The organism is Chitinophagaceae bacterium, assembly GCA_016699815.1.
Taxonomy (GTDB): Bacteria; Bacteroidota; Bacteroidia; order Chitinophagales; family Chitinophagaceae; genus Ferruginibacter.
In genome coordinates, this window is the sequence record CP065012.1 from 2,429,337 (window position 1) to 2,443,395 (window position 14,059).

Annotated in this window: 11 protein-coding genes and 1 tRNA gene; 8 read left to right on the forward strand and 4 right to left on the reverse strand. The window is 39.5% G+C overall.

The genetic code is table 11. The features are described 5' to 3' along the window. Positions 1-22: 22 nt before the first annotated feature. From IPO46_10835 to IPO46_10845, 3 genes are all read right to left on the reverse strand, one after another. On the reverse strand, positions 23-1,744 hold the full coding sequence (locus tag IPO46_10835; protein QQS62576.1) for a M14 family metallopeptidase: 1,722 nt from the start codon (positions 1,742-1,744) through the stop codon (positions 23-25). Positions 1,745-1,807: 63 nt separating this feature from the next. Further along, positions 1,808-3,244 carry an endonuclease gene (locus IPO46_10840; GenBank protein ID QQS62577.1) on the reverse strand — a complete coding sequence of 479 codons (1,437 nt, stop codon included), beginning with the start codon at positions 3,242-3,244 and terminating at the stop codon, positions 1,808-1,810. A 119-nt stretch (positions 3,245-3,363) separates the two neighbouring features. Beyond that, complete coding sequence (locus tag IPO46_10845; GenBank protein QQS62578.1) at positions 3,364-3,627, reverse strand: 30S ribosomal protein S20; 264 nt, start codon at positions 3,625-3,627, stop codon at positions 3,364-3,366. A gap of 192 nt (positions 3,628-3,819) precedes the next feature. Between IPO46_10845 and IPO46_10850 the strand changes: the two genes are divergently transcribed. Beyond that, complete coding sequence (locus tag IPO46_10850) at positions 3,820-6,570, forward strand: 2-oxoglutarate dehydrogenase E1 component (GenBank protein ID QQS62579.1); 2,751 nt, start codon at positions 3,820-3,822, stop codon at positions 6,568-6,570. A 26-nt stretch (positions 6,571-6,596) separates the two neighbouring features. Here the strand turns inward: IPO46_10850 and IPO46_10855 are convergent, their stop codons facing one another. Continuing rightward, positions 6,597-8,615 (reverse strand): thioredoxin family protein, encoded by a 2,019-nt coding sequence (locus IPO46_10855; GenBank protein QQS62580.1) that lies wholly within the window; start codon positions 8,613-8,615, stop codon positions 6,597-6,599. Between the two features lie 214 nt (positions 8,616-8,829). Here IPO46_10855 and IPO46_10860 point away from each other — a divergent pair. The 7 genes from IPO46_10860 to IPO46_10890 all read left to right on the forward strand — a co-directional run bounded on the left by IPO46_10860 (position 8,830) and on the right by IPO46_10890 (position 14,052). After that, a tRNA-Glu gene (locus tag IPO46_10860) sits at positions 8,830-8,901 on the forward strand. A gap of 188 nt (positions 8,902-9,089) precedes the next feature. Then, the gene (gene gap, locus IPO46_10865; protein QQS62581.1) at positions 9,090-10,103 is read left to right on the forward strand and encodes a type I glyceraldehyde-3-phosphate dehydrogenase; all 1,014 of its coding nucleotides are present in this window, start codon (positions 9,090-9,092) and stop codon (positions 10,101-10,103) included. A gap of 105 nt (positions 10,104-10,208) precedes the next feature. Further along, positions 10,209-11,408, forward strand: a complete 1,200-nt coding sequence (locus IPO46_10870) for a phosphoglycerate kinase (protein ID QQS62582.1) — start codon at positions 10,209-10,211, stop codon at positions 11,406-11,408. Positions 11,409-11,573: 165 nt separating this feature from the next. Continuing rightward, entirely contained in the window at positions 11,574-12,164 is a 591-nt protein-coding gene (locus IPO46_10875; GenBank protein ID QQS62583.1) for a LemA family protein, read from the forward strand. Positions 12,165-12,182: 18 nt separating this feature from the next. Beyond that, positions 12,183-12,764 carry a LemA family protein gene (locus IPO46_10880; protein QQS62584.1) on the forward strand — a complete coding sequence of 194 codons (582 nt, stop codon included), beginning with the start codon at positions 12,183-12,185 and terminating at the stop codon, positions 12,762-12,764. Positions 12,765-12,772: 8 nt separating this feature from the next. Next, positions 12,773-13,231: a TPM domain-containing protein gene (locus tag IPO46_10885; protein QQS64391.1), complete on the forward strand. Its 459-nt coding sequence runs from the start codon at positions 12,773-12,775 to the stop codon at positions 13,229-13,231. A gap of 26 nt (positions 13,232-13,257) precedes the next feature. Continuing rightward, positions 13,258-14,052 (forward strand): TPM domain-containing protein, encoded by a 795-nt coding sequence (locus IPO46_10890; GenBank protein ID QQS62585.1) that lies wholly within the window; start codon positions 13,258-13,260, stop codon positions 14,050-14,052. The last annotated feature ends 7 nt before the right edge of the window (positions 14,053-14,059 follow it).

Here is a 14,059-nt window from a genome sequence, read left to right on the forward strand (position 1 = left end):
GTCCGAAAATCTTTAGATCTTCTTACTCAAGCCGGTAAACAGGGTAACGCAGGTGCGCCGGTTCGTAATATGGCGAATGTTTGTAAATATAATCCAGGATGGCGCTGGCGTTGGCGGCAAATTTTGGGTCGGCGCTTTTCTTTTCAGATAGTTTTTTTTGAAGTAATGTGTCATTTCTGAGGATTTCAGTTGCAATTTCTTCCCAGCGGTAATCACTATAGCCTTCTTTTTGCTGAAGAATGGCATCAAAAAAATTCCAGCTAAAATAACTGTCTTCTCCTGTTGGTTCCAGCATTTCTACCAAAAACCTGTTTGCCTTCTGGTTAAGATAAATGAGATAATCGCCTTTTAAAAATTTAATTTTTTGCAGCATTTTAGAAGTTATTACTCCGGTATTTTTATGGTGCTTTTCGTAAGGCCAGTTATACGATGAGTAATCATCTATATGGTAAGCAGTAACCTGTAGGGAAGTGTCATTGGGTAATTGCTGCATGTGCACCCCGTTTATTTTTAGCAAATCAATTACTTCATACCAGCCTTGCGCAATAATATAGGCGGTAGGTTTTGTAATAAAATTAACCGGCTTATAGGTATTGAAATAGTTGATGTTTTTGGTAAAAGGTTTTTGGCGGTTATACAACATTTTTTTTAATCCGGTTGCTTCGCTTATAGCGCTGTCGCTTTCATAGCCTTTAAAAATAAGGTTATCATATTTTGCAGTATCTATCACCCATTTTAAAGCAAAGTTTTTTTGTTGTATTGTTAATGCATTGGCCAGTTTCTTTTTTGCCAAAAGGGTATCTGCATTTAAGGCGGTTTTTTGTATCAGCACATTTATTAAGTCGTAAGTAGATTGCACCCTTTGGGCATAAGGTTTAAGCATGTGTGTTTCCGAAATAAAAGCCAGCGTATTAAACATAGCGGCATAGCCGGATGAATACCTGGGTGTTTCGTTAAACATTACAATCCCTTTTTTGGCATTGATATTTGCAAAATCTACATAAGGTATTAAGTCCCATTTTTTTTCTTTCATACCGCTGTACACCTGTGGTTCAAAATCATTTTTCAGCCACTCTCCAAGCTGGCCACCGAGTTTGTTGTATTGCGTGGTAATTAAAGTAATGGTATGTTGATAGTCGGCGCCATCGCTTACATGCGTATCTAAAAAAACATCGGGTTGCAGGTATTGAAATATAGCAGCAAAAGACCGGGCATTGCGGCTGTCGCATTTTGTAAAATCCCTGTTTAAGTCCAGGTTTTGTGCATTTCCCCTAAAGCCATATTCTGACGGGCCATTTTGGTTAACCCTGCTGGTTCCACTGCGGTTTAAGGCACCGCCAATATTGTAAACCGGTACAATGGCAATTACTATATTACCTGGCCAGTTAACTTTTTTTTGCAGCAAATCCCTCGCCATCATCATGCTGGCATCAATACCATCGGGCTCCCCGGGATGAATGCCGTTTAAGATAAATAATACCACTTTATTTTTTTCTTTCCATTGTAAAGGATCAAAAGATTTGTCCTTACTTAAGGTTACCAGGTGCAATGGATAACCGGCATCGGAAAGGCCCATTTCTTTTACAGATATTTCCGAAAATTTGCCGTCGAGGGTTTTGTACCATTCAACGGCTTCAAAATAGGTTGCGGTTTCTTTACCATTTGATTTTTCAAACCTTGTTTGCTGGGCATTTGCATATATGCCTAAAACTAAAACAAGTAAAATTAATGTTGATTTTTTCATAACGCATAAAAAAAGTCCGCTACAAAAGTAGAGGACTTTATAAAATGCCAATAATTTTATTTTTTAACGGTAGATGGTAAAAGAACCGTTTATTACCTGTGAAGGATTATTTATGCGTATAAAATATTTTCCCTGGGTTAATTGTTTTACATCAACATTGATATTTACCTCATTTGCCCTTACTGCCTGTTCTTTTACTTTTCTTCCAGATGCATCAAAAACCATCAGTTGGCTACCGGCCAATAACTTTTCGGTAAGTTTAATGTTTATGCCTTGTGATGTGGGGTTGGGGTATATTACAATATCGCTAATATTGTTGTTTATTCTCACAATAGCATTACCGCTGTAATGAAATTTGCCGTCAATATCTATCATTTTAAGCCGGTAATATACAACCGAAGCAGCAGGTAATTGCCTGTCGGTAAAATTATACCTGGAAAGGTTTTGTCCCGTTATTTCTCCTATTTTATAATAATGAATACCATCAATACTACGCTCAATTTCAAAAACTTTAAAATTGGTTTCCTGCGTGGCCGTCCATTGCAGCAGTACATCATTATTATTCTTTGCCGCAGAAAAATCGATAAGGGTTACTGGAAGTAAACCGGTACATTGCCATATTAATGCAGCATATTCAGGGTGGTCTACAAAAGGGTTACGGTTATGCTGCCCGCTTTGATAATAAACGGCATTGTTGCGGTCTATTTCTTTTTGGCTCACCGGGTCATCCTGCATCCATTGAAACATGGTGCGTAAAAACCAATCATCATAAATCTGCAAACGCCTCATAGCTGCATTACTTTCGTCTGTTGGGCTAAGCAACGCCTCATTTGCACTGCTGTTTTGATACCAGTTGTTTGCAATAATTTGGTCTTCGTACCTTGTTGCAACATATAAAGCAATACGTGCCACATCTCCTTTAAATGCAGCAAAAGGCATAAAAACCGTACCGCTATAACCAAAATTTAGCGAAGCGCCGGTACCCAGCTTGCTTTCATTATCTATGGATTTATAGGTGTAGCTCGTTACATTACCAAAAGGGTAATTACTTTTTCTTCCGTTTACATAACCATCAGTAGGTAATAAGAGTTGAACATCGGAGTACATTGGAGAAGCGCTGCCAAACCATGACTGAGGTGTAGTATGCTCCCTGTTATAACAATCGCCTTCCTGTGAATAATTTCCACATTGGTTGCCGCCATTTGACTGACTGCCATAAATAAAAGAATAAGTTTCGGGTACGCTTGGATTGTTATCATCGGTATAAATATCCCAAATTACATTTCCTGTTCCTGGTTTTATATCAGTATATTGATATGCATTCCAAACACCGGGAGTATAGGAAAGTTGTGTAACATCGGTATTAGTAATATTTTTTAAAACCGTTTTTAGATTTTGGCAACTAAGGCCACTGGCTGCATTATAAAAACCGTTGGGGATTTGGCCTTGTGCCACAATAGCAAAAGCCATTAATAAGTTAGCTAAAAAAGTCTTTTTCATAATAAATTAAGTGTGCGAAGTTACTAAATATTACTACATGGTTTACCTTCTCTTATCAACAACAAAGCCCTTCAACATTTTCATATTGACGGGCTTTGATTTAGTAAAAATGAGAAGGATTATTTAGCTTTTGCTAAGCTGTTTACCTTTTTAGCCAGCTTGCTTTTAAGGTTTGCCGCTTTATTTTTATGGATAGTACCACGCTTTGCCAGCTTATCAATCATTGACGATACAATCGGAAGTTTTTCAGATGCCACTTTATTATCCGTAACGGAACGTATGTCTTTAATAGCATTACGGGTTGTTTTACCGAAATACCTGTTGCGCAGGTTGCGTTTTGTACTCTGGCGTACGTCTTTTTTGGTTGCTGAATGATTTGCCATTCTGTTCTTTATTTTAGGGCTGCAAAGATAGGGAAATTCAGTAAAAAGAGGGCTATTAATTAATGTTTTTTTAAATTAAAGTGCCATTTTGACGATTGGTTAAGCAGGAATTACGGTTTTTGTAATGGAATACTGCTTTATATGAACGATATTTGCAGCCCAAACAGCATTAAATAGGTTAAAACTCAAGGCATGAAGGATTTCCAATATATTACCAGTTCCCATCCATCGTATATTGAAAATTTGTATAATGATTTTGTAAAGGATCCCAACAGTGTGGATACCGATATGCGAAAATTTTTTGAAGGATTCGATTTTGCAGTGAGTAGTAATATTGCTGCACCTGCAAAAAACGGCAGCTTAATTACGCCTGCTGCTGTTTCTACATCCAACCTCGATAAAGAATTTTCTGTTTACCGTTTAATTTCAGCTTACCGTAAAAAAGGCCATCTTATTGCCGATACAAACCCCATCAGGGAGCGCAAAGACCGGCATGCCAACCTTAGCCTGGAATTTTTTGGATTATCTGATACAGATTTACATACAGAATTTGAAGCAGGTAAGTTTATAAGCTTAGGCAAGGCATCGCTGGGTAAAATATTAGAAAAGCTCAATAAAATTTATGCCCAGCATGTAGGCATTGAAATTTCTTCTTTAAATAACGAAAAGAAAATTAACTGGCTTACCCAGGCAATGGAAGTACGCTTTGAAGAAGTGCCATCATTAGATCAACGTAAACGCATCCTGGAAAAATTGAATGAAGCAGTAATGTTTGAAAAATTCCTGCATACCAAATTCATCGGCCAAAAACGATTTAGCTTAGAAGGTGGCGAAACTACCATACCGGCATTAGATGCAATAATTAATACAGCATGTGAAAACGGGGTGGAAGAAATTGTACTGGGCATGGCCCACCGTGGACGGTTAAATGTATTGGCCAATATAATGGGAAAAACCTATGAAAACATCTTTAATGAATTTGAAGGTACCATACCATCAGATACAACTATGGGCAGCGGAGATGTAAAATACCACTTAGGTTTTAGCAGTGAACTGGAAAGTGCATCCGGGAAAAAACTCCATTTGAAATTAGCGCCCAACCCATCTCACCTGGAGGCGGTAAACCCGGTTGTACTGGGCTTTACAAGAAGCAAGGCCGACGTTCTTTACGATAAAAATTATAATAAAATTTTACCCATACTCATACATGGTGATGCCTCACTGGCCGGGCAGGGTGTGGTTTATGAAATTGCCCAAATGAGCGGCCTTAGGGGATATTATACTGGTGGAACCATCCATTTTGTAATTAATAATCAAATAGGCTTTACAACAGATTTTGACGATGCACGAACAAGTGATTATTGTACTTCTTTGGCATCTGCCATACAGGCGCCTGTACTGCATGTAAACGGCGATGATGCAGAAGCCGTGGTGAAAGTTGCAGAAATTGCTGCACAATACCGCAAGGAGTTCAACAGCGATATTTTTATTGATATGCTTTGTTACCGCCGCCATGGCCATAACGAAGGCGATGAACCCAAATTTACCCAACCCAAACTTTATGCGCTTATAGAAAAGCATTTAAACCCACGGGAAGTTTATACCCAATATTTAATTCAAAACGGTGAGCCCGATGCAAAGGACCTGGCCAAAGAAATGGAGAAAAAGTTTTTGGGTGATTTGCAGGAAAGGCTCGATGAAATTAAGCAAAAGCCTTTGCCTTACACTTACCAAAAGCCTGAACTGTGGTGGAAAAGCCTGCGCAAAGCTGTTCTTGCCGACTTTGACAGCTCACCGGTAACGGCATTAAAAACAGATGAGTTAAATAAACTTTTTGAAGGGTTAATGAAATGGCCAGGAAGTTTTAAACCATTAAGGAAAGTAGAAAAACTTTTGCAGGATAAGGTGAAACTTTTTAACGATGAGAAAAAAATTGATTGGGCTACCGGAGAATTACTCGCTTACTCCAGCCTGCTGGTTGAAGGCAAAGATGTGCGGATGAGTGGCCAGGATGTACGCAGGGGCACATTTAGCCACAGGCATGCCTGCCTTAGGGATGAAGAAACCAATGAAATTTATAACCGCTTAAATCATTTTACCGAACAACAATCCCCTTTCAGGATTTATAACTCCCTGTTGAGTGAATTTGCCGTATTGGGCTTTGAGTATGGGTACAGCATGGCCAACCCCAATGCACTGGTAATATGGGAAGCACAGTTTGGAGATTTTTCAAACGGCTCACAAACCATTATTGACCAGTTTATTTTTTCTGCCGAAACAAAATGGCAGCGTATGAATGGCCTGGTTTTATTGTTGCCACATGGCTATGAAGGCCAGGGCCCGGAACACAGCAGTGCAAGAATGGAACGTTTTTTACAACAGGGTGCAGAGATGAATATTGTAGTTACCAATATTACTACTGCTGCAAATTTCTTTCATGCATTGCGCCGCCAGTTGGCATGGCCTTTCCGCAAGCCATTAATTAATTTTTCGCCCAAGGCAAACCTGCGCCACCACGGAAGCTACAGCACGATTACAGATTTTACATCTGGCGGATTTAACGAAGTATATGATGATGTAAACAACCCCGATGCAGCAACTATTACTAAAGTATTGTTTTGCAGTGGTAAAATTTATTTTGAGCTGGCAGAGCGAAAGAAAAAAGAAAACAAAAGCGATGTAGCCATCATTCGGTTAGAGCAACTTTTTCCATTCCCCATCAAACAAATGGAAGCGCTGTATAAAAAATACCACAAAGCCATTTGGTATTGGGTGCAGGAAGAGCCGTTAAATATGGGCGCCGCAGCTTATTTGAGGGTAAATGTTCAAAGTATCAACTTTCATATTATTGCCCGCCCGGCAAGCGCCGCTACAGCAACGGGTTTTAATAAAATACATGCAAAAGAGCAGGAGCAAATAATTGCAACAGCATTTAGTATTTAAAAAAAAATTGAAAAATAAAATTGTCATCAAGGGATTCGCTGGCCATAGTCTGCTTTTACCTTTTCTAAAAGTGCAATAAATTTTTCAACGTTGGGATCGTATCCATATCCTTCCTTTATCAATCTATTGCCTTTATTGTCTAAAAAGAAATAAAAAGGTTGTGCATTGGCGCCAAATTGAGAAACCTGTATATCGGTATTCAATTCGCCCAGTGTTTCTATTTGCTTATTTTGGGTTGCTGATCGGTATTGCTCATTATCGGGAATTTTTACGTTATGCACGTCTACAAAAAGCGAGGCAATAACAAAATCTTCTTTTAAAATTTTCATCACCTTAGAGTCGCTCCAAACTTCGGCTTCCATTTTACGGCAGTTTACGCAATTTATTCCTGTAAAATCCAGCATTAAAGGTTTGTGCAGTTTATTGGCCACATCCTGTGCTTCTTTTAAATCAAAATACGTTACCAACCCGTATTTTTTTACCACTTCCGGTTCGTAAATATGCATGCGCTCATAATATTTTACTGGTGCAGGAAATACATTTGTTGTAGAACTTGTATTTTCGGAATGAGCAGGTAATGCTGCCCCGGTAATATACGCCTGCGTTCCCATGGGTGGAAGAAAAGCTGCAATGCCATTAAGCGGCGCTCCCCACAAACCCGGCACCATATATACCGAAAAACTTAGCGAAGCCATAGCAAAAAACAATCGCATAACTTTTAAATACGGGTGACCAAAATCGTTTTGCGGCAAATCATCATCATGTTTAAATTTCAATTTTCCTAATAGATAAATACCCAGCAATAGAAAAATAACAATCCATAAGGAGAGGTAAATTTCCCTGTCCAGCAAACGCCAGCCCATGGCAAGGTCTGCATTGGATAAAAACTTTAAGGCAAGGGCAAGTTCCAAAAAGCCCAGGGTTACTTTAATGCTGTTGAGCCATCCACCGGCTTTGCCCAAAACACTTAGCTTAGATGGGAAAAAGGCAAACAGCGCAAAGGGCAATGCCAATGCTAGCGAAAAGCCAAACATGCCTATCAGTGGCCCATAATAATTTCCCTGTGCTGCCAATACGAGCAAATTGCCAATGATTGGCCCCGTGCAGGAAAATGAAACCAATACAAGCGTTAACGCCATAAAAAATATTCCGGCAAAACTTCCCATGCCTGCTTTACTGTCTACCTTGTTGGACCAGGATGATGGCAGGTTTATTTCAAAAGCGCCTAAAAAAGAAATGCCAAACAAAAGGAAGATGGCAAAAAATAGCAAATTGGCTATCCAGTTTGTGGCTAACTGGTTTAAAGCTGCAGGCCCGAAAACTACAGTAATTAAAAAACCAAGTAATGTAAATATAAATACTATTGATGCAGCATACAATAAAGCATTTTTTTTGCCTTCGGCAACGCTTTTACTTCTTTTGGTGAAAAAACTCACCGTAATAGGTATCATGGAATAAACACAAGGGGTAAGCAAAGCCAGCAAACCGCCGCCAAATGCAGTGAGAAAAATCCACCACAGCGATTTTCCGACAACATGATTAGTTGCTGCTACTGTATTATTTGTGTTTTCTTTTAAAGTAGCAGAAGGCAACCAAGCCCTTATGGTTTCATCAGCCGGTAAATATTCTTCGCCTTTTTTTACAAATAAAGAAACAGAAGCTTTTAAAAGGATGCTGTCCGGGGTATCAATATTTAATTTTTGCTCCCATACAATTGAGTCAGTATAGTAGTTTACTTCGTAGCCGAGTATATTATCATTTTCTGTTTGGATATTGCCCTTTTCAATAATGCTGCCATTTAAATATTGTTTTAAGCTACTGTCCATTTGTATGGATGAAGCTGCGTCATCGCTTTTTTTAGGTGTAATACTAAATAATTTTATCCCGGGTTCAATAAATGCTTTAATGTATAGTACGGCTTCTTTACCGCTCAATCTTTCTGCATGTGAAGTTAATTTTACACCAAGGCTGTCATTGGCAAATACAACCGGTGCCAAAAAAAAACTGAATAATAAAAGAAAAATATTTTTCGTATATTTTAACATAGTTAAAGTGTGCTTTTTTTTAAGTTTTCATGGGCTAATATAGGGGCAAATATACCTAATCGCTTCAAGATGCCGTTTTCTGAGAATGAATAGCTATAGATTATTTGGCAAGGAATAAGAAAAGTAAACGGAAGAAATTTGAATAATGCTAAGTTTTTAAAAAATTTGGCGGGCTAAATTCATCATAGTATCTTTGCCGTCCTTTAAAAATAATGCCGCGTTGGTCAAGGGGTTAAGACGCCTCCCTTTCACGGAGGAATCACGGGTTCGAATCCCGTACGTGGTACAAGTTTCAGGAAGGCCCACTTTGTAAAAGAGGGCTTTTTTATTGCCGGGTTTTGCAGAATGTACAAGAGTGCGACGCCTGTGAAGCTGGGCCATGCAATACAGCCTGTTTCAAAAAAAATTACCTCAAATTCCCGTTCATTCTTGCTAACTTTGCCTCGCAAAAATTAATAATAAAATTATACGATCATGAGTACAGTAAAAGTAGCTATTAATGGATTTGGCCGCATTGGCAGGCTGGTGTACCGCCAGATTTATAATATGCAAGGCATAGATGTTGTTGCTATAAACGACCTTACAAGCCCTGCGGTTTTGGCCCACTTGTTGAAATACGACAGTGCACAAGGCAGGTTTAATGAAGATATAAAACATACCGAAAATGCAATTGTGGTAAATGGCGATGAAATAAAAATATATGCACAAAAAGACCCGGCACAAATACCCTGGGGAAGCCATAATGTAGATGTGGTGATTGAATGTACCGGCTTTTTTACTGATAAAGCAAAAGCCGAAGCGCATATTACAGCAGGCGCTAAAAGGGTGGTGATTTCTGCACCGGGTACCGGCGATATTAAAACCGTAGTATTTAATGTAAACCACAATATTTTAGATGGCAGCGAAACAGTAATTAGCTGTGCCAGTTGCACTACCAACTGCCTTGCACCTATGGCTAAAGTGCTGAATGATAAATTTGGAATTGAAGTAGGTAGCATGACAACCATACACGCTTATACCAACGACCAGAATACACTCGATGCACCACATCCCAAAGGCGACCTTCGCCGGGCCAGAGCAGCTGCAGGTAATATTGTGCCTAACAGTACCGGCGCTGCAAAAGCAATTGGGCTGGTATTGCCCGAATTAAAAGGCAAGTTAGATGGTGGCGCACAAAGGGTGCCGGTTATTACGGGTTCTTCAACCGAACTTATTACCGTATTAGCAAAAAAAGTTACGCTTGAGGAAGTAAATGGCGCAATGAAAGCTGCCAGCAACGAAAGTTTTGGCTATAACGAAGATGAAATTGTGAGCAGCGATATCATTGGTATTCATTATGGCTCTTTGTTTGATGCTACACAAACCAAAGTTATTACCGTAGGCGATAAGCAAATTGTAAAAACCGTAAGCTGGTACGATAATGAAATGAGTTATGTAAGCCAACTGGTGAGAACCGTAAAATATTTTGCCGGTTTAATTTCAAAGTAATTGTAGGTTTTTTTTAAGCAAAACGCAGGGAGAACGAGTGCAGGTTTCGCATTGATAATGCTGTAAACTTTTAGTCTTATGCCTTGCGTTTTTTAAATGATAAGCATGTCTAAATTTTCCCAGTTTTCATTTGCCGGTCATAAGGCATTGGTACGTGTGGATTTTAATGTACCGTTGGATGACAAATTCAATATTACAGATGATACCCGTATGCGGGCTACTTTACCTACCATTAAAAAAATATTGAGCGATGGCGGTTGCGTTATTTTAATGAGCCATCTTGGCCGCCCCAAAGAAGGGCCCAATATTAAATATTCTTTAAAACATCTTTTGCCACATTTGCATGAACTATTGGGTGGTACTACCAAAGTTTTTTTTGCAGATGATTGCATTGGCTCCCAGGCAGAGCTAACAGCATCAATGTTAAAAGCAGGAGAAGTTTTATTGCTGGAGAACCTCCGCTTTTATAAAGAAGAAGAAAAAGGCGATAAAGCATTTGCAGAAAAACTCAGTAAACTGGGAGATGTATATGTAAACGATGCTTTTGGTACGGCTCACCGTGCACATGCATCTACCGCAGTAATTGCACAATTTTTTCCTGCAAATAAAAAAATGTTTGGCCTGCTTATGGAAGGCGAAGTAAAAAGTGCAGAGAAAGTTTTGCATGAAACGGAGCGGCCATTTACGGCAATTATTGGCGGTGCAAAAGTTTCCGATAAAATTTTGATAATAGAAAACCTGCTGGAAAAAGCAACCGATATTATTATTGGCGGTGGTATGGCCTATACTTTTATGAAAGCAAGGGGAGGGAAAATAGGTAATTCATTATGTGAAGCAGAGAGGATGCCGGTAGCATTGGAAATTTTGGAAAAAGCTAAAGCTAAAAATGTGGCTATTCACCTGCCCGAAGACTCGGTAATTGCCGATAAATTTGATGCGGCATCAAATACCGATATAAGGCCAAGCGATGCCATACCCGATGGCTGGATGGGATTGGATATTGGCCCAAAAGCAACCGGCATTTTTAGCGAAATCATCAATAAATCTAAAACCATTTTATGGAATGGCCCAATGGGCGTTTTTGAAATGGAAAAATTTCAGGCAGGTACAAAAGCTATAGCACTTGCTGTGGCAGGCGCTACACAAACGGGTGCCTTTAGCCTTGTAGGCGGTGGGGATAGTGTAGCCGCTGTAAATAAGTTTAACCTGGCCGATAAAGTGAGCTATTTAAGCACTGGCGGTGGCGCTATGCTGGAGTATTTTGAAGGCAAAACCTTGCCAGGTATTGCGGCAATAAAAGAGTAAGAAAGCATTTTTTAAGAGGCAAATAGGGTTTTCTAAATCTTTATTCTACTTTTTTATTACCTTAACAGGCATATTGGGTTACTTAAACCATAATCCGGTATCATAAGATCAATATTTAAACCTTTAATTAATTTAAATTTTTTAATCAATCTTAAAACTATAAAAATGAAAAGTGTAAGCACCCTGGTTATTTTAGGCATTTTGGCCGTATTGGTATTTGTAGGCTGCAATGGCTACAATGGCCTGGTAAAGCAGGATGAAAGTGTAAAAAAAGCCTGGAACAATGTGCAGGCCGAATATCAAAACAGGAACGACCTTGTAGGCAACCTGGTAAATACGGTAAAAGGCGCTGCAAATTTTGAGCAAAAAACGCTTACCGATGTAATACAGGCAAGAGCAAAAGCAACAAGCGTAAATATAAATGCAGATAACCTTACACCCGAAAAATTAGCAGAATTTCAGCAGGCGCAAAATGGCGTATCATCTGCACTGAGCCGATTATTGGTTTCTGTAGAAGCTTATCCCGATTTAAAAGCCACAGCAAATTTTACGCAACTTCAAAATCAACTGGAAGGCATTGAAAACAATATTAAAAATTCCCGTAAAATTTTTAACGAGGAGATAAATGTTTACAATACTAAAGTGCGTTCTTTCCCCATGAATATTTTGGGTGGTATGTTTGGCTTTAAAGCAAAAGAAGGTTTTGCTGCCGATGCCGGTGCAGAAAAAAAACCTGAAGTAGATTTTTCTAAATAACCATTTAAAGAACGCAGGATGAATAAACGGCTTTCCGGTATTATTATCGGCGCAATTGTTGTAATAGCAGCTATTTGGCTTATTACTACTTATAATGCATTGGTAAAAAAGCAGGAAAAAGTTTCTTTGCAATGGAACGAAGTGCAAAATGCCTACCAGCGCAGGCTCGACCTTATACCCAACCTGGTGAATGTAGTAAAAGGCGGTGCAGATTTTGAACAATCCACTTTGCAAAAAATTGCAGCCGCCAGGGCAAAGGCACAATCGTTAACGGTTACAAATGTTACTGCCGAAAACGTTTCAAACGTAACTGCAGCACAAAACGAATTGGCGCAGGAAGCCATGCGCCTTGTTGCGGTTATTGAAAAATATCCCGATTTAAAAGGCGCAAAAGCCTTTTTAGATTTGCAGGCACAACTGGAAGGAACAGAAAGAAGGATAAAATTTGCAAGAAAAGACTTTAATGAAGCCATACAGGATTATAATAGCAGGGTTAAAACCTTTCCTACAAAATTGGTGGCAGGTATTTTGGGTTTTTTGGCAAAAGAAGGATTTGTTGCTGATGATGGTGCAGAAAAAGCAGTAGAAATAAAATTTTAACCGTGGGCATATTTTCTCTTTTTGGGGGTACAAAAAAATTCTTCAGCGATGAGGAGCAGGCAAATATTATAAATGCCATTCGCAATGCCGAAAAAGCAACAAGTGGCGAAATACGCATTTATGTAGAAAGTAAAAATCCCTACGTTGACCCTATTGAAAGAGCAAAAGAAATTTTCTTTAACCTTAAAATGCAACAAACCGAACACCGCAATGCAGTGATTTTGTATTTGGCCACCAGGCATAGAGAAATAGCGCTTTTTGGAGATGAAGGCATTTACAAGGCACTGGGAAAAGAATTCTGGGAAGCCGAGATTAACCATTTGGTAAAAGATTTTTCTCATATTGATTTAACCGGGGGAATTGTGGAGTGTATTGAACATGTAGGGCAGGCACTTAAAGAAAAATTTCCTTTCGAGAAAGATGTTGACAAAAACGAACTGCCCGACAATATTGTATTTGGTAATTAACCATTATTTTTTTTGAAGAACAATAGATGAAGAAAACCCTGCTGTTATATTTTTTACTGATGATCGCCTTGCCTGGCTTTAGCCAGCAAAATTTCAATATAGATGATTTATTGAAACCCGGCGCCGGCGCAAAGCAGTTGGTACATGATTATGCCGGCATCCTTACACAGGACCAAAGCCAAACCCTGGAAAAAAAACTCTACCGTTTCGACGATAGCACCTCCAACCAAATTGCCGTAGTAATTGTTCCATCATTACAAGGTAAAGATGTTGCAGATTTTAATGTGGAGCTAGGCCGTGCATGGGGCGTTGGTGGCAAGGCGTTTAATAATGGCATTGTATTGCTCATTTCCACACAGGACAGAAAGTTGAATATTGCCACTGGCTATGGATTGGAAGGCGCCATACCCGATGCTATGGCAAGCCAGATAATTCAGCAGGTGATTGTACCCAATTTTAAAGGAAATGATTATTACCGTGGCATAGATGAAGGCACCAATGCATTGATGCTTGCTGCACAAGGCAAATACCATATTGCCCGTGAACGTGGTGACTCAGGCGTATCTCTTGGTACGGCGTTATTAATTTTTATTTTTATAATAATTGTATTTATTATTATTTCTAAAAACAGCGGCGGTGGCGGTTCCTTTATGAGCCGCAGGGGTGCAAGGCCGTTTATCTGGCCTACATCCGGAGCCGGTGGCGGCTGGATAAGCAGCGGTGGTGGTGGTGGCTGGAGTGGTGGAGGCGGCAGTAGTGGCGGCTTTGGCGGCTTTGGAGGCGGCGGCTTTGGCGGCGGTGGCGCAAGTGGTAGCTGGTAAATTAAGC